The organism is Bosea sp. (in: a-proteobacteria), from assembly GCF_023953965.1.
Taxonomy (GTDB): domain Bacteria; phylum Pseudomonadota; class Alphaproteobacteria; order Rhizobiales; family Beijerinckiaceae; genus Allobosea.
Genome location: NZ_JAMLIX010000001.1, coordinates 1,326,407 through 1,344,995, shown reverse-complemented (window position 1 = coordinate 1,344,995; position 18,589 = coordinate 1,326,407). Strand labels below are relative to the sequence as shown.

Here is an 18,589-nt window from a genome sequence, read left to right as displayed (position 1 = left end):
CGACGGGCGCGCATACTTCGCCCGCCGTTCCCGAACCGGGGTCAGCGCGAGCGCGGATCGAGGGCGTCGCGCAAGCCGTCGCCGAGCAGGTTGAACGACAAAACCGTCACGAAGATGGCGATGCCGGGCCAAAGCGCCATCCAGGGCGCATTGCCGAGGAAGCGCTGGGCCGAATTCAGCATCGACCCCCAGGACGGCGCCGGCGGCTGAAGGCCGAGGCCGAGGAAGGACATGCTCGCTTCCGCGATGATCGCCGCGGCGATCGTCAGCGTCGCCTGGACCATGAGCTGCGGCAGGATGTTCGGCAGGATGTGACGGACCGCGACGCGCCATTGCGGATTGCCAACGGAGCGTGCCGCCTCGACATAGTCCTCCGCCTTGATCGACAGGACCTGGCCGCGCGTCAGACGGATGAAGAACGGCGTGGCGGTGATGCCGATCGCCAGCATCGCATTGGTCAGGCTGGGCCCGAGGAAGGCGGCGAGCGCGATCGCGAGGATGAGGAAGGGGCAGGCGAGCATCGCATCGGTGAAGCGGCTGATGAAGCCGTCGACGAAGCCGCCGAGGAACCCCGCCGCAAGCCCGAGCGGGACGCCGATCGCCATGGCGATGCCGACCGAGGTGAGACCGGCGAGCAACGAGGCCCGGGCGCCCCAGATGATGCGGGACAACAGGTCGCGGCCGGCTTCGTCGGTGCCGAGCCAATACGCGGCGGAGGGAGGCTTGCGCACCGCAGTCCAGCTCTGGGCGGTCGGGTCATAGGGCGCCAGAAGCGGCGCGAAGACCGCCACGAACACGACGAGCAGCACCACGGCCAGGCCGATCAGCGCGCTCCGGCGCTTCGACAGGCGCCGCCACAGGCCGCCGCGGAAGAAAGTCGCGATCAGGTTGGCCGGGGTTCCGGTTTCGGCGGGCGTCGACACGGGGGTCAGCTTCTCAGTCTCGGGTTGACGAGGATGTATCCGATGTCGGCCAGCAGGTTGAGGACGATGTAGAACAGCGAGGTCACCAGCACGACGCCCTGCACCACGGGATAGTCGCGGGTGAAGACGGCATCGACGATCAGCTTGCCGAAGCCCGGAATCGTGAAGATCTGCTCGGTCAGGACCGCGCCGGACAGAAGCGCGCCGAACTCCAGGGCCCCCAGCGTGATGATCGGCGTCAGCGCGTTGCGCATCGCGTGCTTGAGCACCACCGTCCGTTCGCTGAGTCCCTTGGCGCGGGCGGTGCGGACATAATCGCTTCCGAGCGCCTCGAGCATCGCGCCGCGTGTGTGGCGCATGATGACCCCGGCGATCCCGGTGCCGAGCACGAAGGCCGGCATGATCGTGGTGGCGAGGTTCATCCTCAGATCCTCCCAGGGGCTGACGAAGCCCGACGCCGGCAGCCAGCCGAGATGGACCGAGAAGAACAGGACGAGCATGATGCCCAGCCAGAAATTCGGCACCGAGATCCCGGCGAGCGCCGCGATGTTGGCGGTGTAGTCGACGGCGCTGTTGTGGCGCAGCGCCGAGATCACCCCGGCCGCGACGCCGACCACCAGCGCGATGCAGATGCCCATCACCGCCAGTTGCAGCGTCACCGGCAGCTTGAGCAGGATCAGCTCGAGGACGGGGCGGTTGTGGCGCATCGATTCGCCGAGATCGGCGGCCGCCACGCCCTTCAGCCAGTAGAGATACTGCACGATCAGGGGCTGATCGAGATGGTACTGGGCGCGCACGGCTGCGAGCGTCGCCTCGTCCGGGTTCTCGCCGGCGAGCATCAGCGCCGGATCGCCCGGCAGGAGATGCTGCAGCGAGAAGATGATGATCGACAGAAGCAGGACCGTCGGCACGAGTTGCGCGAAGCGGCGGGCGAGAAGGGCTGGCATGGTTCAACCGATCGTCACGGCCGGGACCGGCGGCCAAGGGCGCCGATGCGCCCGTGGCCTGAACCGATCGCGGGTGGGGAGGCTCATCGCTGCCGGTGCCGGCTCAGCTCTTGCGGCTGAGATTGGTCAGGCGGATGATGCCGTCCGGCGCCGGCTTGAAGCCGGTGAGCGCGGAATTATGCGCGAAGATCCACTGCGAATGGTAGAGATAGACGATCGGCAGGTCGGTGAGCAGGATCGCGACGGCCTTGGCGTATTCGGCCTTGCGGGCCTCGACCTCCCCGAGCGAGCGGGCTTTCGCCAGGACCGCGTCGAGCTTCTCGTTGCAATAGCGGGCATCGTTCGTGGGCGCGCCGCAGGAGAGCATCGGCGTGATGTTGAGGTCGGGGTCGACGCGGCCGCTCCAGCCGACGAGATGGGCCTGGAACTTGCCCTGGCGGGCGACGTCGAGCAGCGTCATCAGCTCGGTCGGCTTGATCGAGACCTTGATGCCGATCTCCTGCACCATCGCCTGGATGAGCTGGGCGACCTGCTGGCGCTCGGCATCGGTGGGGACGAGCAGCTCCAGATCGACCGATTTCACTCCGGCCTCGGCCATCTTCTTCTTGGCGGCGTCGAGATCGCGGGGCGGGACCGGGAATTGCTTGTCGTAGAACGGGCTCGATGGCGGGAAGGGCTGGTTGCCGGTGCTGGCCTGGCCGTCGAAGACGACGTTGCTGATCGCCTGGCGATCGATCGCGAGGCTGAAGGCGGCGCGGACCGCGGCCTTCTTGCCGGCGTCGAGATTGGCGCCCTCGCCGCCGATGCTGAAGGTGATGCCGTAATAGCCGAGACCGACGACGGGGTTCACCGCCAGGGCCTTGTCGCGCTTGACGGCGTCGACATCCGTCGCGGCGAGGCGCTCGATCAGGTCGAGCTGGCCGGAACGGAGGTTGAGCAGCCGGACGTTGGAATCGGGCATGCCGCGATAGACGAGCCGGTCGAAATGATATTTCGCCGCATCGTAGTATTGCGGGAACTTCTCGAGGACGATGCGGTCCTGGATGACGCGCTCCATGAACCTGTAGGGGCCTGAGCAGACCGGCGCCTCGGTGAACTTGTCGCCGAGCTTGGCGCCGGCGGCCGGGCTGATGATCATGCCGGCGCGATCGCTGAGCGCGGCGAGCAGCGGAACCGAGGGCTCCTTGAGCGTGATCCTGACGGTGGTCTGATCGACGGCGTCGACGGTCTTGATCGCGCTGATCTCGGGCTTGCGGCGCGAGATGCCCGAGGTGAGCGCGCGCTCGAGGTTGTACTTGATCGCCGCGGCGTCCACGCTCGTCCCGTCATGGAAGAGCGCGTCCTTGCGCAGCTTCAGGGTGAGCACGGTGCTGTCGGGGCTCCAGTCCCAGCTTTCCGCCAGCATCGGGATGATCTTGCCGGTTTCGTCGATGTCGACGATCTTGTCACAGAGCGATTGCAGCACGTGGCGGCCGACGAAGCTCCAGTTGGAGACGGGGTCGAGCGTGTCCGGGTCGTCCTGCAGGCCGATCCTGAGAACGGATTGGGCGGCGGCGGGAGACGCCGTCGCCAGGTTGCCGAGCCCGAGGGCGGTCGCGAGAGCAAGGATAGCCAGTTTCATCGATATCTCCCCTTTTCGTCGTGCTGTGCCGGCCGCGCGATCAGCGGGCGACCGCGTAACCCTGGACGCCGCGCGGATTGGCGCCGGCCTTCACCAGCTGCACGTCTCCGTCCATCTCCCGTGCGACCGCCGCCAGGCGCCCCTCGGACCAGGCGTCGGCGACCGTGATCTTGTGCCCGCGCGCCGCAAGCTCGTTCCGGACCGTCTCCGGGAAGCGGGCCTCGAGGGTAACGGCACCATAGCTGATCTCGCGCGGCCAGAAGGAAGCGACCAGATGGTCCGTATGGAGGGACGGGGCATCGATCGCTTCCTGCAGATTCATTCCCTTGTGGAGATGGCGCAGCAGCATGATCAGCTGCCATTGGTCCTGCTGGTCGCCGCCGGGCGTGCCGAAGGCCATGTAGGGCCGGCCGTCGCGGTAGACGGTGGAGGGCGTCAGCGTCGTGCGCGGCCGCTTCGACGGCATCAGCGTCGCGTTCAGGCCCTCCTCGAGCCAGAACATCTGGCCGCGGGTCGTCAGGCTGAAGCCGAGGCCCGGAATCACCGGGCTCGACTGGAACCAGCCGCCGGAAGGCGTCGCGGAGACCATGTTGCCCCAGCGGTCGACGACGCTGACCTGCACGGTGTCGCCGCGCTGCGCGCCTTCGCGGGTCAGCGCCGGCTCGCCCTGCCCGTCGTTCGGCAAGGCGGCTTGGCGGGCGACGGTCGGCTCGCCCCCGCCGAGACCGGGCTGCGCGGTCGTGCCGGCCTCGCGCAGCGGCGGCAGTTTCGGCGCGCGGCCGTCGGGAGCGCCCGGACGGACCTCCATGGAGGCCGAAGCCGTGATCAGCGCCCGCCGGATATCGGCGTAGCCCGAGGACAGGAGCGCCTTCACCGGCACATCGGAACTGTCGCCATACCAGGAATCGCGGTCGGCCATCGCGAGCTTGGCCGTCTCGACGACGAGGTGCACGAAATCGGCGCCCATCGGATCGAGATCGGCGATATCGGTGCCCTTCAGGATCTGCAGCATCTGCAGCAGGACGGGCCCCTGGGACCACGGCCCGCATTTGAAGACCTCGCAGTCGCCATAGCTCACCGAGACCGGCTTCTCGATCGACGGCGCGTAGGCGGCCATGTCCTGGGCGGTGATCAGGCCCTTGTGGCGGCGGCCCGAGACGTCCCAGACCGCCTCGCTCGCGCAGAACGCCTCGATCCGCTCGGCGACCGGCCCGCGATACCAGAAGTCGAGCGCCGCCGCGATGCGCGCCTCGCGGTCCTTGCCGGATTTCGCATGGTCGAGGATCTGCTGGTAGAGCGCGGCGATCTGCGGATTGCGGAAGAGCCTGCCGGATTGCGGCGCCACGCCCCCCGGCAGGTAGAGCTCAGCCGAGCTCGGCCAGTGCGTCTCGAAGAGCTCGCGCATCTCCCCGATCGTCCGGGCGATCCGCGGCACCAGGGGATGGCCCGTCCTGGCGTAATGGATCGCCGGCGCCAGCACCTCCTCGAGCTCGGCCGTGCCGTGGTCGCGCAGCAGGGCGAGCCAGGCGCCGAAGGCGCCGGGAATGCAGGCGGCGAGCAGGCCGGTGCCCGGAATGATGTCGAGGCCGAGGCTCCTGAAATGGGCGACCGTCGCCTTCGCCGGAGAGGGCCCCTGGCCGCAGATCACGATCGGCGCGTCGGCGCCGGCCGGCGTGACGATGATCGGCACCTCGCCGGCGGGACCGTTGAGATGCGGCTCGACGATCTGCAGGACGAAGCCGGTCGCGACCGCGGCGTCGAAGGCGGTGTGGCCCTTCTCCAGGATGGACATGCCCACGCTCGACGCCAGCCAGTGCGTCGAGGAGACCGCCCCGAATGTGCCCCTGAGTTCCGGCCGCGTGGTGAAGGTCATGACAGCTCCTCGTCTCGACCAGCAGACGACAACTGGCTAGGATTGTCCACAACGGCGATCCGACCGCCGCCGCCCGACACGAGCTGAAAGGCGGGTTCGACATGTCCCGTGCAACGGAAGCGGACGCCATCCGCGCGGTGATCGCCGCCATGCAGGCGGCCTGGAACCGCGGCGATTTCGAAGGCTATATGGCGGGATTCGCCAATCCCGACGTGGTCTTCGTCTCGCGCGGACGCATCCAGAAGGACTGGCAGGCGACGCTGGACCATTACATCGCCGATTATGGCGGCGCTCCCGGCTCGCAGGGAGAGCTCGCCTTCTCGAATATCCGCATCGAGATGCTGGCGCCGGACGCCGCGCAACTGATCAGCGACTACAGGCTGGTGCGCGCCGCCGGCCACCAGGCCGGCGTCAATACGCGCCTGATGCGCAAGCGTGACGGCAAATGGCTCATCGCGCTCAACCACGTTTCCCAGATCGAGGACGATCGCGCCGCAGGGAAAGCCGGGACCGGGGACTGAGCGCGCCGGCAGGCCGCGCCCTGCCGCCTGCATGCGCCGGCGCCCGTCGTCGGATTTGGCCGCCCTTTACCCAGATTTACTCGGCCGGCCCGGTCAAGCCGATTGAGGCTTGCGGATGCCTTTGATCTCCTGCCGCCAACAACAAGCACTCTGGGAGGGATCGACGATGACAGCGCTTTCGCGCCGCCAATTCACGCTGGGCGCTCTCGCCGCCGGCGCATCTTACAGCGCTCTGATCGAGCATTGCGCCGCGCAGGCCGCCGCGGCGGCCGCGACCCGCAACCTGCCGCGCACCCATGCCGGCAAGACGGTGAAGGTGGTCTGGGGCAACACGCCCGCCTATGTCGCCGCCGCCGAGGTCGCCAAGGAGTTCACCGCCGCCAGCGGCATCAATGTCGAGTTCTCGGCGCTTCCGACGGCCGAGCGCTACCAGAAGATGGTGCTGGACACGACGACCAACACCAATTCCTTCGACATCTACCTGGTCGCCTACCAGTGGAAGGAGCAGGTCGCGCCCTTCGTCATCGACCACACCAACATGGACAAGGAGGTCGCCGGCATCCCCGCGCCGGACTGGAGCGACTATGCGCCGCGTGCGCTCGCCGCCTATTCCAAGGTCGGCGACAAGCTCGCGACGATTCCGATCAACGGCGACACCTCCTTCACCGTCTGGAGCAAGGAGGCCTTCCAGAAGGCCGGGCTCGACCCCGAGCAGGCGCCGACGACCTGGAAGCAGCTGGTCGAGAACGGCCACAAGCTGAAGCAGGGCGACCAGTACGGCTACAACATGCCGGCCGGCAAGACGATCCAGACCGGCTGCGTCTGGATCACCCTGTTCCACTCCTTCGGCGGGCAGTATTTCGACCAGGCCGGCAAGCCGCTGCTCGACAGCAAGGCGAGCGTCGAGGCCTTCCGCTACATGAAGGAGCAGCTCGGGCCGATCAGCCCGCCCGGCAACCTGACCTGGGATTTCCCGGAGATGATCGCCGCGCTCTCCTCGGGGCAGGCCGCGCAGGGCTACATGTGGACAGGCGGCGTCAGCGCGCTCTACGACCCGACGAAATCGCGCATCTCCAAGGGCGTCGGCTACGCGCCGACGCCGGAGACGGTGCTGCTCGGCGGCTGGGGCCTCTCGGTCGGGTCGAAGTCGCGCAGCCTCGACGCGGCCAAGCTCTTCCTCGGCTGGTTCACCTCGCCCGAGATCGTCAAGCAGACCGCCCTGCTCGGCCTCTCGCCGGTGCGCCGCTCGGCCCTGCTCGACCCCGACACCAACAAGAAGTTCCCCTACTTCCCCTCGGTGCTGAAGGGCATGGAGGGCAGTGTCGCGACCTATGCGCCGATCAAGGACGCCGAGCAGGTCAACATCCAGATCTACGACGAGGCCAATGCCGTCTGCTCCGGCACCAAGACGCCGGAGGAGGGCGCCGCCGCCTTGCAGGAGCGCGTGACGACGCTGATGAAGCGCCGTGGCTATTTCCAGTAAGCGGCCGTCCGTGACGAGTTCGCCCATGCTCGCGACCGGGCGCCCGGCCCTTCCCGCCGGCGCCCGCACGGCACAGGCCCACCGCCGCGCGCGGGTGCCGCTCGAACCCTACTGGTTCATGGCCCCGGCGGTGGTGATGCTGGCGACCGTCTATCTCGGGCCGATGATCTATGCGGTCATGACCAGCACCACCCATTGGGTGCTGACCGAGCCCGGCAGCGAGACGATCCGCGCCGGGCTGCAGAACTACAAGGACGTGCTCGGTGCGCCCTCCTTCTGGCAGGCGGTGAAGATCACCCTGCTCTACACCCTGACCTCGGTCTCGCTCAGCCTCACGCTCGGCACGCTCCTGGCGCTGCTGCTCGACAACGAGCTGCATTTCGCCTCGTTCTTCCGCTCGATCATGCTGATCCCGATGGTGATCACGCCCGCGGTGATCGCGATCTTCTGGAAGCTGCTCTACGAGCAGGAACAGGGCGTGCTCAACTCGCTCCTGATGGCGCTCGGCTTCGGCAAGGTCGCCTGGCTCGGGTTGGAATACGCCTTCTTCTCCATGGTGATCATGGATTCCTGGCAGAATACCCCGTTCTTCATGCTGGTCATCCTCGCCGGGCTGCAATCGGTCGACGGCAACCTGATGGATGCAGCCCGCGTCGACGGCGCCAACGTCTTCCAGCGCTTCCGCTATGTCACCTTGCCCCATCTCGTGCCCTACATGCTGATCGCGGCCGCCTTCCGCGGCATCGCGACGATGAACGACTTCGACAAGATCTGGCTCCTGACCCAGGGCGGGCCCGGCGAGGCGACGACGACGATCACGGTCTATACCTACAAGATCGCCTTCTCCTCCTTCGACATGGGCCGCACCACCGCGATCGCGCTGATCTTCGTCGTCATCGTCCTGATCGCCTCCGCGCCGCTGCTCAGGCATCTGTTCCGCGCGGCCCGGAGGCAGGCATGACGCTCGCAGGCTCGCACAACACGAAGCGGCTGCTGCTCAGCACGCTCTGCCTCGCCATCGGCGTCGTCTATCTCTTTCCCTATGCCTGGATGGTGCTGACCGGCTTCCGCTCGGCGCTCGACACGCTGTCGCTGCGCTTCGTCTTCGAGCCGACGCTGGAAGGCTTCCGCGCCGTCATCGGCGACAGCATCTTCCGCGCCTATATGCTCAACAGCATCATCGTCGCGACGGCGACGACCGCGCTGGTGCTGACGGTCGCGGCACCCGCCGCCTTCGCCCTGGCGCATCTGCCGATCCGCGGCACCGGCTTCCTGCTCTTCGTGCTCATCGTGCGCATGGTGCCGGGCATCGCCATCCTGATCCCGATCTACCTCGTCGCCTCCCGGCTCGGCCTGCTCGACACCCATGGCGTGCTGATCGTGCTCTATTCGACCTTCAACCTGCCCTTCGCGATCTGGCTGCTGCGCGGCTTCTTCTGCGACGTGCCCGGCGAGATCCGCGAGGCGGCGATCATCGACGGCTGCTCGGAGCGCCAAGTCTTCCTCAAGATCATGCTGCCGCTGACCTCGAGCGGCATCGTCGCCACCGGCGTCTTCGTCTTCATCGCGGCCTGGAACGAGTTCCTGTTCGCCCTGGCACTGACCAACAACTTCGCCGCGACGGCGCCGCTCGCCATGGTCGCCTTCCGCAGCGAGTACGGCGTGCAATGGCCCTCGATCGGCGCCGCCGCCTTCATCATCTCGACGCCGGTCGTGCTCTTCGCCGTGGTGATGCAGCGCTTCCTGGTGCGCGGGCTGACCATGGGCTCGGTCAAGGGCTGAGGCGGGGGACGTTCAGCCCTCCGCGATCGTCAGCGGATGGCCCGGCCCGTTATGGCGCAGCACGAAGTCGAACGGCTGCCCCGGGGCCGGGGTGTCGGGGCGGGCGCAGAGCGCCGTGCGGAAGCCCGCGGCGCGCGCCTGCGCCAGGAAGGCGATCTCGCTCTCCAGGGTGAAGGCGAGCCGGCCGAAGGTCTGCGCCGTGGCGCCGTCGAAGAAGCCGACGCTCGGCAGGTTGATCAGGCGCGAGACGCCCTTGTCCCGCAGCGGCCCGAAGATCTGCTGGCCGGAGCGCAGCCGGTCGAGCGCGAAGACGCCGACATAGCAGCGCTCGCGCAGAGGCGCCGGCGCGTCCAGCATCCAGCGATCGTCGATGAAGGCGTTGCAGTCATGGATCGGCAGCGCCGAGAGCCAGAGGCCGCTCAGTGGATCGAGCCCGCTCAGCCAGGGGCAGACCAGGACGATCTCGTCCGTCGCGAGATCGTCCCAGTCGCCGCTCCCGCCGGCGACGATCCGGAAGGGTCGCCCCGCCGGCCCGGCCGGCATGGGCTGCCCGACATCTGCTGCGACCTGCGACGCCCTCGATCCGGCCCGAGCCCGTGCCATCGCCGCCCTCCTCCTCGGCAAGGGTTGCAAGGCAGGCCCTGCGCCAGCGCCCGCTTTCCCCAATTCTACCCAGCTTTCCCGGTTTTGTCCTATCGGCCGCGCCGCGGGTCGGCCATTCTCTGGGCGGGGATTCACTTCGGTCGCCAAGGCCGCGGGCAGGATCTTCACCGGGAGGCCGCCAGGACGCGCGCAAGCGTGCCGCCATCGCTTCACGCCTCTCGGATCGCCGTTCGTCCCGTCCCGAGGTGCCGATCTTGTCGCTCTTCCGCAGCCATGAAGCGCCGCCCCCCTGGTGCACGCTCCGCTCCTTCGAAATCATCGATCTCGCCGAGGCCCAGACGGCCACGCGCCGCCAGGCCACCGCCAGGGAACGCCTGCTCTGCACCGGCGGCACCGCGCAGATCGGTGGAGAGAAGGGCTCCGTCGTCCTGAAGGAGGGCCAGTTCCTCGATATCCACGAGAAGCCCGGCTTCGCCGCCTGGACCGTGACCGGCCACGGCGCAAGAACCCAGCTCGTGCGCCTCGGCGGCTCCTGGGGGCAGGACATGGCCGGCTGCGGCATCTTCCGCGTCGCCCACGAGCCGGAGGCGACCAACAACGGCGACCCGGTCTCCTATCCCAAGTCGACGCGGGTCGATTCGCACTATCATGACTGCGACGAGTACTGGCTGATCCTCGAGGGCCGCGGCACCGTCGTCGTCGGCGGCCGCTTCTTCGACGCCGGCCCGGGCGATTGCGTCGCCCTCGGCATGGGCCATCACCACGACATGGCGAGCGTCTCGGAGCCGGTGAAGGCCGTCTTCTTCGAGACCTCGCTCGAGGGCCGCAAGCGCGTCGGCCATCTCTGGAACCACACCCACGGCCCTGCCCAGCCCCAGCCCGAGAGAATCTAAAGCCATGACGAAGAAGGTCATCCATGTCGGCGTCGGCACCTTCGGCCGGCGCTGGTGCAACGAGTTCCTGGCCTCGAACGTCGCCGACGGCACGATCGAGGTGGTGGCGCTGGTCGATGTCGATCCCAAGGCGCTGGAATTCGGCCGCAAGGCGCTGAAGCTGCCGGAAGCCGCCTGCTATACCGACCCCAAGGCCGCCTTCGCCGCGCACAAGGTCGATTTCTGCACGATCGTCGTGCCGCCCGGCTATCACGAGGCGATCATCGACATCGCGCTCGCGCACAATGTCGACATCCTCTGCGAGAAGCCGATCGCCGACACGATGGCGGCCTGCGCCCGCATCGTCCGCAAGGTCCGCGCCGCCGGCCGCAAGATGGCGGTGACGATGAGCCACCGCTTCGACCAGGACAAGACGACGCTGCGCCAGATCATCCGCTCCGGCCAGCTCGGCCGGGTCAACAATGTCAGCTGCCGCTATTTCGCGGACATGCGCGAGCATCTCGCCTGGGGCGCGCTCTTCCGCCATACCATGCAGGACCCGCTGATGATCGAGGGCGCGGTCCACCATCTCGACCTCGTCGCCGATTTCGCCGGCGCGCAGTGCCGCACGCTGACCGCCTCGACCTGGAAGCCCGAATGGGCGAAATATGCCGGCGATACCGACGGCATCGTCATGATGGTGTTCGAGAACGGCGTGCGCGGCATCTATGAGGGCTCGTCGGCCGCCGCCGTCGGCCTCAACGACTGGATGAAGGAGTATGTCCGCGTCGACTGCGAGTTCGGCACGGCGATCCTCAACAACCGCGAGATCGAGACCTTCTCGCGCAGCCAGCTCGTGCGCCAGCGCTGCCGCGAGGGCCAGGGCCAGAAGATCCAGCTGATCACCCAGCCGAAATGGCTGAACCACTGGCTGATCGAGAAATTCTGCATCTGGCTTGACGGCGGCGCCGAGATGGAGACCCATGTCGAGGCGAACCTCCACGCGGCGGCCCTGATCTTCGCGGGGATCGAGAGCGCGCGCAGCGGCAAGACCATCGATGTCCAGGACTATATCCGCTCCTTCGACGGATCGTAACGCCGGGGCGCCGGCACCGCTGGGGCCGGGCTCCCAGCGCGATCAGCCGCGCTTCATCGTCGGTGCCGCGATCGGCACCGGCATGGCGGCCCAGTCGGCGACGCGCGGCGGCGCCGATTTCCTGATCGCGCTCAGCGCCGGCCGGATGCGCTGCATCGGCGAGCCCTCGGTCGCCGCCATGCTGCCGCTGCGCGACAGCAACGAGTTCGTGCTGAGCTTCGCCCGCTCCGAGATCCTGCCGCGCGCCACCGTGCCGGTCTATTTCGGCGCGGCGAGCTTCGACCCGCGGCTCGACCTGCGCGAGCTGGTCGAGCGCATCGCCAGGGCGGGCTTCGCCGGCATCGCCAATTTCCCGACCTCGATCCTGATCGACGGCCAGTACCGCGCCTTCCTGGAGCGCAGCGGCGTCGGCTTCGGCCGCGAGCTCGAACTGCTCGCGGTCGCGCGCGAGCGCGGGCTCTCGACCCTGGCCTATACCCATACCGCCGAAGAGGCGGCCGAGGCCGCCCGGCAGGGCGCCGACATCGTCAATATCGATCTCGGCTGGAATGTCGGCGGCGTGCTCGGCGCGGTTTCGCATCTGCGCGTCGAGGATGCCGGGCTGATGGTGAACGCCATCGCCCGGCAGGTCCGCGCCGTCTCGCGCAAGACGCGCTGCCTGGTCGAGGGCGGTCCGATCGTCAGCCCGCGCCAGCTCGAGGAGCTCTGCCAGATCGCCCGCGTCGACGGCTATATCGGCGGCTCGACCATCGACCGCGTGCCCTCGGAGAGCGCGATCGAGGTCGTCACCGCCGCCTTCAAGGCGATCGGCGTGCGCCAGAAGGCCGACGGGCTCGACGCCCGCTTCAATCCGCGCCGCTTCCCGCGCCCGCTCTGGGGCCATTCACAGGCGGCGGAGACGGCGCGCGCCCTATTCAACCGGCTGATGAGCACCGACTACCCGGTCGTCATCGCCGGCGAGCCCGGCAGCGGCCGGCGCGAGATCGCGCGCGCGCTGCACCGCTTCGGCCCGCGCCAGGCGCGCGACATGGTCAGCCTGCCCTGCGCCAATCAGGGCGCCGAGCGCTTGCGGCTCGATCTGTTCGGCTGCATGGCCGGGATGCATCCGAGCGCCGTCAAGCACCGGCTCGGCTGGCTCGAGATCGTGCATGCCTCCTCGCTGATGCTCGACGATGTCGAGGAGATGCCGCCCGAGGTGCAGCGCGCGCTGCTCGACGCGGTCGAGGCCGGCTCGTTCTGGCGCCATGGCGGCGAGACGCCCTCGCCGCTGAATGTCCGCTTCCTCGCCGTCGCGCGGCAGGATCTGCGCCATCTCCCGGACGAGAAGGTCGATCCGCGCTTCGCCGAATGGCTCGGCTGCTTCACCATCGTGCTGCCGCCCTTGCGCGAGCGCAGCGAGGACCTGCCCTCGCTGATCGACGAATCGCTGCGCATCATCGCCAATCGCCGGCAGGGCGAGCCGAAGAGCCTCGACCCCGCCGCCTATCGCCTGCTGTCGGCGCATCATTGGCCCGGCAACCTGCGCGAGCTCGATTCCGTGCTCGAGCAGGCCGTGCTCGCCTGCCCGAGCGGCGTCATCCTGGAGCAGCATCTGCCGCCGCTCGGCGCCGAGGCCGCCGCCGCGCCGCGCCATTTCTCATCGGAGAAGGAGTGGATCCTGCACGGGCTGAAGAAGAACCGCTTCCGCCGCAGCCAGACCGCCGATTATCTCGGCATCTCGCGCAAGACCCTCTACAACAAGATGCGCGCCTACGGGCTGCAATCGGCGGCCGGGCCGGAGGGGGAGTAGGCGCGGGGCTCAGCCTCGCGCCTTGACCGCCTTCTCCAGCGCCCTGATCCCCTCGGCGAAGGTCCCCTGCCCGACCTTCTCCCTGATCTCGGCCTCGTCGGCCGGGGCAACGTCGAACTCCGCCATCCACTCGACGAAGGTCCTGCCGCCCTCGGTGACCGGCTTGACGCCGAAGGTCGCGACATAGTTCTCGATCGGCATCGGCGAGACGATGATGTTGTAGGTGAAGCGGCGCTCCAGATCGCTGAATGAAAGCAGCCGCTCGCGCAGATGCCCGCCATTGGTGAGCGTGAAGTTGCGCACGCAGCCGACCTGGTCGCTCGGCAGGCCGTCCTCGATATGGCTCTCGGCGATCAGCGGATGCCACTCGCCATGGCCGTTGAAGTCGCGGGCATAGGCCCAGACCTTGTCGACCGGCGCATCGATGATGCCGCTGACATAGACTTTCGCCATTTCTTTCCTCCTGTCCTGTTCCGTCCGGCCGCGCCTATTCGGCCGCGCGCGCGATCGCCTTGAAATTGCGGGTCTGCTCCGTCAGCGAGGTCTCCGTCGGCAGCCGCTCCATCGAGCTCGCGCCGTAGAAGCCGTGGCAGTGACGGCAATGCGAAAGGATGTAGCGCGCGTCCGTCGGCGAGGCGATCGGCCCGCCATGGCACAGGATGATGATGTCCGGCCGCAGCTTCAGCGCGGCGGCGGCGATCGCATCGATGCGCGGCACGCAATCGGCGAGGCTGAGCGCCGTCTCGGCGCCGATCTTGCCGCCGACCGTCAGCCCCATATGGGCGACGAGGATGTCGGCGCCGGCCTCGGCCATCGCGACGGCCTCGCTCTCGTTGAAGACGTAAGGGGTCGTCAGCATCTCCTTGGCGCGGGCCATGCGGATCATCCCGACCTCATGGCCATAGCCCATGCCGGTCTCCTCGAGATTGGCGCGGAAGACGCCGTCGATCAGCCCGACCGTCGGAAAATTCTGCACGCCGGAGAAGCCCATGCGCTTCAATTCGTCGAGGAAGCTGTCGAACAGGCAGAACGGATCGGTGCCGTTGACGCCGGCCAGCACCGGCGTGCGCTTGACCACCGGCAGGACCTCGCGCGCCATCTCCATGACGATCTCGTTGGCGTTGCCATAGGCGAGGACACCGGCGAGCGAGCCCCTGCCCGCCATGCGGTAGCGGCCGGAATTGTAGATGACGATCAGGTCGATCCCGCCCTCCTCCTCGCATTTGGCCGAGAGCCCGGTCCCGGCTCCGCCGCCGACGATCTTCTCGCCGCGGCGGATCATGTCGTGGAAGCGGTCCACCAGTTCATCTCGCTTGAATGGGGGCATGGCTCAGGCCTCTTTCAGGGCTTCGTGCATCGCGGCGACGAGGGCGTCGGCGAATGCCGGATCGTTGATGGCGTAAGGCAGACGCTGAAGCTTGCGGCGCGGCCCGGGCTTCACTGTCCGTTCGAGCGCGTCAAACAGCGCCGCGTCCGCCACCGGATCGTGGAAGGCTTGCCCGGGGCTGTCGAGCAGGGAGACGCCGCCCTCGGGGATGAGGAACCGCACCGGCCCGCCGCAACGGTTGAGCCGCTCGCCGAGCCATTCGCCCATGCGGGCGTTCTCGTCCGGCGTGGTCCGCATCAGCGTCACCTGCGGGTTGTGCCGGTAGAACAGCCTTCCGGCATAGCGGGAGGGCACGCTCTCCGGCGGCCCGAAATTGACCATGTCGAGCGCCCCGCAACTGCCGACATAAGGAGTGCCGGTGCGGGCGAAGGCGCCGAGCCTGTCCTCGGTGCAGGGGAAGATGCCGCCCATCAGGAGATCGCAGAGCTCGGTCGTGGTCGCGTCGATCGCGGCGCCGATCAGGCCGGAATCGACCAGCTTCTCCAGCGACTGGCCGCCCGTGCCGGTGGCATGGAAGACGAGGCATTCGAACGCGCCGGAAAGCCGCTCCACCACCTGGTTCACGCAAGGGGTGGTGACGCCGAACATGGTCAGGCCGAGCACCGGCTTGTCCCCGGCCGCGGGCGAAATCGCGGCCTGCCCCTTGACCATCCCGGCGACGGCATGGGCCGCATTGGCGATGACGAGGCGCGAGATCCGGTTCAGCCCGGCGATATCGGTGACCGAATACATCATCGCGATGTCGCTCGGGCCGACATAGCCGGCGACATTGCCGGAGGCGACGGTCGAGACCAGCATCTTCGGCACGCCGACCGGCAGCCCCCGCATCGCCGGCGCGATGAGCGCCGTGCCGCCCGAGCCGCCGAGCCCCAGCACCCCCGCGACGTCGTTTTGTCCCGGCAGGAAGCGGGCGAAAGCCTCGGTCATCGCCGCGACCGCCGTGCCGCGGTCGCCGGTAAAGACCGCCTTCGCGCCCTCGGGATGATGCGCCGCGACCTCGGCCGCCGGAATGTCGGCGGCATGGGGATGCGGCTGCGTCGACAGGTCGACGAGGGCCGCCTCCTCGCCCAGCGCGCGGATGGCGTCGCGGGCATAGGCGAGCTCGGCATGCTTGGTGTCGAGGGTTCCGGCTATGTAGATGCGCCCGGCCATGGCCCGCCCTCAGATCGGTTCGAGCGGCGGCATGATCCGCCGGTTCTGGAAGGGTTCGCTCTCCATCGCGACCGGCGCGGCCCAGCGCACGGCATTGGCGACGACCTTGCGGATCGTCGCGTCGTGATAGGTCGGGAAGGTCTCGTGGCCGGGCCGGAAATAGAAGATCCGGCCGCGCCCGCGCCGGTAGCCGCAGCCGCTGCGGAAGGCCTCGCCCCCCTTGAACCAGCTCAGGAAGACGAGCTCGTCGGGCGGCGGCACCTCGAAGGGCTCGCCATACATCTCCTCGCGCTCAAGCTCGAAGAAGGGCGGGATGCCGGCGGCGACGGGATGGGCCGGATCGACCACCCACAGCCGCTCCAGCTCGCCCTCGGCGCGCCAGCGCAGGGTGCAGGGCGTCCCCATCAGCCGCTTGAACACCTTGGAGAAATGCCCGGAATGCAGGACGACGAGGCCCATCCCGGCATTGACCCGCTCGCAGACCGCGGCGGCGAGCGCGTCCTCGACCGCGTCATGGTGGCGGTGGCCCCACCAGACCAGCACGTCGGTCTCGGCCAGGCGCCGCGCCGGCAGCCCCTGCTCCGGCTCGTCCAGCGTCGCCGTGGTCACGTCCGCAAGGCCGTTCTCGGCGAGGCCGGCGGCGATCGCGCCATGGATGCCGTCCGGGTAGATGCCGGCGACGACCGGATTCGCTTTCTCGTGGCGGAACTCGTTCCACACCGTCACGCGCATGGCGCTGGTCTCCGCAAGGCAGGTTTCGGGCTCATTTCAGCGCCCCCGCCGTCAGGCCGGAGACGATCCGGCGCTGCATCGCGAGGAAGATCGCCAGGATCGGCAGGACGAAGATCGAGGAAAACGCCATGACCCGGTGCCAGTCGGCGTACTCGGCGCCGACGAAGCTGTAGATGCCGACCGTCGCCGGCTGCAGCTCCTGCTGGCTGAGCAGGGTCAGCCCGTAGACGAACTGGCCATAGGCCTGGACGAAGCAGAGCGTGCCGACGACGATCAGCGGCACCCGCATCAAGGGCAGCACGACGAGCCGGAAGGTCTGCAGGCGCGTGCAGCCATCGACGAAGGAAGCCTCCTCCAGCTCGACCGGCACCTGCCTGAACATCGGCCGCAGGATCACCAGCGCGAAGGCGAGCGTCTTCGAGGTCGTCGCCAGGATGACGGCGGTGAAGGTGTTGAGCAGGTCGAGCGTGCGGAAGATGATGAACATCGGCGTCGCCAGCAGCGCCTCCGGGAAGACCTGGAGCAGGAGCACGACGACGATCGCGACATCGACCACGCGGTTGCGCAGCCGGCTCATCGCGTAGGCGCCCATCGAGCCCAGCACCAGGGTCAGCACCATCACGGGGATGGCGATGACGAGGCTGTTGCGCAGGTAGCGCAGCACGTTCTCGCGCACGAACACATATTCGAAGGCGGCGAGCGAGGGCGCGCGCGGCACGAATGTCGGAGGGTTGGCGAAGATCTCGGCCGAATCCTTCAGACCGGAGATCAGCATCCAGTAGATCGGGAACAGGTATATCCCGACGCCCAGGGCGGCGATGACGGTGACCGGCCAGCCGCCGAGCGGCAGCGCACCGAGGCGGCGCAGCGTCAGGCTCATCCCGCCACCTCCTCGTGCTTCAGGGTGCGCACATAGATGAGCGCCACGGCGAAGACGATCAGGAAGGCGAAGGAGCCCATCGCCGAGCCGGTGCCGAAATCGAACTGGTTGAAGGAGAACTGGTAGGAGAGCAGCGGCAGCACGTTCGAGGCGTCGAGCGGCCCGCCCTGCGTCATCGCGAAGATCAGGTCGAAGGCGCGCATCGTGTAGATCGTCACCAGGCTCGCGACGGCGAGCAGGGCAGGCCTCAGCGCCGGCAGGGTGATGTACCAGAAGCGCGCGCCGGCGCCGGCGCCGTCGAGCGAGGCGGCCTCGTATTGCTCCTTGGGGATCGCCGTCAGCGCCGCCGCGATCAGGATCATGCTGAAGGGCATGCCGAACCAGATATTGGCGAGCGTCACCGAGGTCAGCGCCACGGCGGGATCGGAGAGCCAGTGGATCGGCGAGCCGGTCAGCTGCAGCCCCTGGAGCACGTAGTTGGCGACGCCGTATTCGGTGGCGAAGATCCATTTCCACAGCGCGCCGACGACGAGGGCCGGCAGCATCCAGGAGCACAGCAGGAGGCCGCGCAGGAAGCCGGCGCCGGGAAAGCCCTGGGCGAAGAACAGCGCGACGGCAAGCCCGATCCCGATCTGCGCGACGACGTTGAAGCCGACGAAGAGGAGCGTGTTGACCAGCACCTTCCGGAAGGATTCGTCGGCCAGCACGGTACGGTAGTTGTCGAGCCCGACGAAGGGGCGGGCGAACTCGGTGATGTTGCCGAGATTCACCTCCTGCACGCTCATCATCAGGTTGTAGGCGATCGGGAAACCGACAAAGCCGACGAGATAAAGAACCGGCAGCGCCAGGAAGACATAGAGCAGCGCTGGTTGAGATCCCGGCATATCCTTTTGGCTCCGCACTCGGCTTCAGGCGGGCGGGGCGGCGC

Annotated in this window: 18 protein-coding genes; 7 read left to right on the top strand and 11 right to left on the bottom strand. The window is 68.1% G+C overall.

The genetic code is table 11. From position 1 onward, the window contains the following. Window positions 1-41 precede the first annotated feature (41 nt). From M9917_RS06370 to M9917_RS06355, 4 genes are all read right to left on the bottom strand, one after another. Window positions 42-887: an ABC transporter permease gene (locus M9917_RS06370; protein ID WP_297254747.1), complete on the bottom strand. Its 846-nt coding sequence runs from the start codon at window positions 885-887 to the stop codon at window positions 42-44. 41 nt (window positions 888-928) lie between these two features. After that, window positions 929-1,870: an ABC transporter permease gene (locus tag M9917_RS06365; protein ID WP_297251912.1), complete on the bottom strand. Its 942-nt coding sequence runs from the start codon at window positions 1,868-1,870 to the stop codon at window positions 929-931. 103 nt (window positions 1,871-1,973) lie between these two features. Beyond that, window positions 1,974-3,491, bottom strand: a complete 1,518-nt coding sequence (locus M9917_RS06360; RefSeq protein WP_297251910.1) for an ABC transporter substrate-binding protein — start codon at window positions 3,489-3,491, stop codon at window positions 1,974-1,976. A gap of 40 nt (window positions 3,492-3,531) precedes the next feature. Beyond that, window positions 3,532-5,364, bottom strand: a complete 1,833-nt coding sequence (locus tag M9917_RS06355; RefSeq protein WP_297251908.1) for a gamma-glutamyltransferase family protein — start codon at window positions 5,362-5,364, stop codon at window positions 3,532-3,534. Window positions 5,365-5,465: 101 nt separating this feature from the next. On the opposite strand from M9917_RS06355, the gene M9917_RS06350 reads away from it, so the two are divergent. From M9917_RS06350 to M9917_RS06335, 4 genes are all read left to right on the top strand, one after another. Next, on the top strand, window positions 5,466-5,885 hold the full coding sequence (locus M9917_RS06350) for a YybH family protein (RefSeq protein ID WP_297251906.1): 420 nt from the start codon (window positions 5,466-5,468) through the stop codon (window positions 5,883-5,885). A gap of 166 nt (window positions 5,886-6,051) precedes the next feature. Beyond that, a complete protein-coding gene (locus M9917_RS06345; RefSeq protein ID WP_297251904.1) occupies window positions 6,052-7,368 on the top strand; it encodes an ABC transporter substrate-binding protein in 1,317 nt (438 codons plus the stop codon). Between the two features lie 25 nt (window positions 7,369-7,393). Then, window positions 7,394-8,329 carry a carbohydrate ABC transporter permease gene (locus M9917_RS06340; protein ID WP_297251902.1) on the top strand — a complete coding sequence of 312 codons (936 nt, stop codon included), beginning with the start codon at window positions 7,394-7,396 and terminating at the stop codon, window positions 8,327-8,329. Further along, window positions 8,326-9,150: a carbohydrate ABC transporter permease gene (locus M9917_RS06335; protein WP_297251901.1), complete on the top strand. Its 825-nt coding sequence runs from the start codon at window positions 8,326-8,328 to the stop codon at window positions 9,148-9,150. Before M9917_RS06340 ends, M9917_RS06335 begins: the two co-directional genes overlap by 4 nt. 12 nt (window positions 9,151-9,162) lie before the next feature. On the opposite strand, the gene M9917_RS06330 is transcribed toward M9917_RS06335, so the two are convergent. Further along, window positions 9,163-9,753, bottom strand: coding sequence for a hypothetical protein (locus M9917_RS06330; RefSeq protein WP_297251899.1), 591 nt, complete (start codon window positions 9,751-9,753; stop codon window positions 9,163-9,165). Between the two features lie 245 nt (window positions 9,754-9,998). On the opposite strand from M9917_RS06330, the gene M9917_RS06325 reads away from it, so the two are divergent. Genes M9917_RS06325 through M9917_RS06315 form a run of 3 tightly spaced genes read left to right on the top strand, consistent with a single transcriptional unit; the run spans window position 9,999 to window position 13,510 of the window. After that, the gene (locus M9917_RS06325) at window positions 9,999-10,646 is read left to right on the top strand and encodes a cupin domain-containing protein (RefSeq protein WP_465246333.1); all 648 of its coding nucleotides are present in this window, start codon (window positions 9,999-10,001) and stop codon (window positions 10,644-10,646) included. A gap of 4 nt (window positions 10,647-10,650) precedes the next feature. After that, the gene (locus M9917_RS06320; RefSeq protein ID WP_297251895.1) at window positions 10,651-11,721 is read left to right on the top strand and encodes a Gfo/Idh/MocA family protein; all 1,071 of its coding nucleotides are present in this window, start codon (window positions 10,651-10,653) and stop codon (window positions 11,719-11,721) included. Next, window positions 11,684-13,510, top strand: coding sequence for a phosphoenolpyruvate hydrolase family protein (locus M9917_RS06315; RefSeq protein WP_297251893.1), 1,827 nt, complete (start codon window positions 11,684-11,686; stop codon window positions 13,508-13,510). Before M9917_RS06320 ends, M9917_RS06315 begins: the two co-directional genes overlap by 38 nt. Before the next feature lie 9 nt (window positions 13,511-13,519). Here the strand turns inward: M9917_RS06315 and M9917_RS06310 are convergent, their stop codons facing one another. The 6 genes from M9917_RS06310 to M9917_RS06285 are packed head-to-tail and all read right to left on the bottom strand — an operon-like array spanning window position 13,520 to window position 18,545. After that, the gene (locus M9917_RS06310) at window positions 13,520-13,963 is read right to left on the bottom strand and encodes an SRPBCC family protein (protein ID WP_297251891.1); all 444 of its coding nucleotides are present in this window, start codon (window positions 13,961-13,963) and stop codon (window positions 13,520-13,522) included. 34 nt (window positions 13,964-13,997) lie between these two features. Then, on the bottom strand, window positions 13,998-14,837 hold the full coding sequence (locus M9917_RS06305; protein ID WP_297251889.1) for a phosphoenolpyruvate hydrolase family protein: 840 nt from the start codon (window positions 14,835-14,837) through the stop codon (window positions 13,998-14,000). A gap of 3 nt (window positions 14,838-14,840) precedes the next feature. After that, window positions 14,841-16,049, bottom strand: a complete 1,209-nt coding sequence (locus tag M9917_RS06300; RefSeq protein ID WP_297251888.1) for a Tm-1-like ATP-binding domain-containing protein — start codon at window positions 16,047-16,049, stop codon at window positions 14,841-14,843. Window positions 16,050-16,058: 9 nt separating this feature from the next. Then, the gene (locus M9917_RS06295) at window positions 16,059-16,781 is read right to left on the bottom strand and encodes a ThuA domain-containing protein (RefSeq protein ID WP_297251886.1); all 723 of its coding nucleotides are present in this window, start codon (window positions 16,779-16,781) and stop codon (window positions 16,059-16,061) included. Window positions 16,782-16,812: 31 nt separating this feature from the next. Further along, window positions 16,813-17,661, bottom strand: a complete 849-nt coding sequence (locus M9917_RS06290; protein WP_297251884.1) for a carbohydrate ABC transporter permease — start codon at window positions 17,659-17,661, stop codon at window positions 16,813-16,815. Next, complete coding sequence (locus tag M9917_RS06285) at window positions 17,658-18,545, bottom strand: carbohydrate ABC transporter permease (protein ID WP_297251882.1); 888 nt, start codon at window positions 18,543-18,545, stop codon at window positions 17,658-17,660. Before M9917_RS06285 ends, M9917_RS06290 begins: the two co-directional genes overlap by 4 nt. Between the last annotated feature and the right edge of the window lie 44 nt (window positions 18,546-18,589).

Excerpts from the sequence above, each read along its gene's own strand:
- M9917_RS06365 (WP_297251912.1), bottom strand. The coding sequence starts at position 1,870 with ATGCCAGCCCTTCTCGCCCGCCGCTTCGCGCAACTCGTGCCGACGGTC.
- M9917_RS06360 (WP_297251910.1), bottom strand. The coding sequence starts at position 3,491 with ATGAAACTGGCTATCCTTGCTCTCGCGACCGCCCTCGGGCTCGGCAAC.
- M9917_RS06355 (WP_297251908.1), bottom strand. The coding sequence starts at position 5,364 with ATGACCTTCACCACGCGGCCGGAACTCAGGGGCACATTCGGGGCGGTC.
- M9917_RS06350 (WP_297251906.1), top strand. The coding sequence starts at position 5,466 with ATGTCCCGTGCAACGGAAGCGGACGCCATCCGCGCGGTGATCGCCGCC.
- M9917_RS06345 (WP_297251904.1), top strand. The coding sequence starts at position 6,052 with ATGACAGCGCTTTCGCGCCGCCAATTCACGCTGGGCGCTCTCGCCGCC.
- M9917_RS06340 (WP_297251902.1), top strand. The coding sequence starts at position 7,394 with ATGCTCGCGACCGGGCGCCCGGCCCTTCCCGCCGGCGCCCGCACGGCA.
- M9917_RS06335 (WP_297251901.1), top strand. The coding sequence starts at position 8,326 with ATGACGCTCGCAGGCTCGCACAACACGAAGCGGCTGCTGCTCAGCACG.
- M9917_RS06330 (WP_297251899.1), bottom strand. The coding sequence starts at position 9,753 with ATGGCACGGGCTCGGGCCGGATCGAGGGCGTCGCAGGTCGCAGCAGAT.
- M9917_RS06320 (WP_297251895.1), top strand. The coding sequence starts at position 10,651 with ATGACGAAGAAGGTCATCCATGTCGGCGTCGGCACCTTCGGCCGGCGC.
- M9917_RS06315 (WP_297251893.1), top strand. The coding sequence starts at position 11,684 with ATGTCCAGGACTATATCCGCTCCTTCGACGGATCGTAACGCCGGGGCG.
- M9917_RS06310 (WP_297251891.1), bottom strand. The coding sequence starts at position 13,963 with ATGGCGAAAGTCTATGTCAGCGGCATCATCGATGCGCCGGTCGACAAG.
- M9917_RS06305 (WP_297251889.1), bottom strand. The coding sequence starts at position 14,837 with ATGCCCCCATTCAAGCGAGATGAACTGGTGGACCGCTTCCACGACATG.
- M9917_RS06300 (WP_297251888.1), bottom strand. The coding sequence starts at position 16,049 with ATGGCCGGGCGCATCTACATAGCCGGAACCCTCGACACCAAGCATGCC.
- M9917_RS06295 (WP_297251886.1), bottom strand. The coding sequence starts at position 16,781 with ATGCGCGTGACGGTGTGGAACGAGTTCCGCCACGAGAAAGCGAATCCG.
- M9917_RS06290 (WP_297251884.1), bottom strand. The coding sequence starts at position 17,661 with ATGAGCCTGACGCTGCGCCGCCTCGGTGCGCTGCCGCTCGGCGGCTGG.
- M9917_RS06285 (WP_297251882.1), bottom strand. The coding sequence starts at position 18,545 with ATGCCGGGATCTCAACCAGCGCTGCTCTATGTCTTCCTGGCGCTGCCG.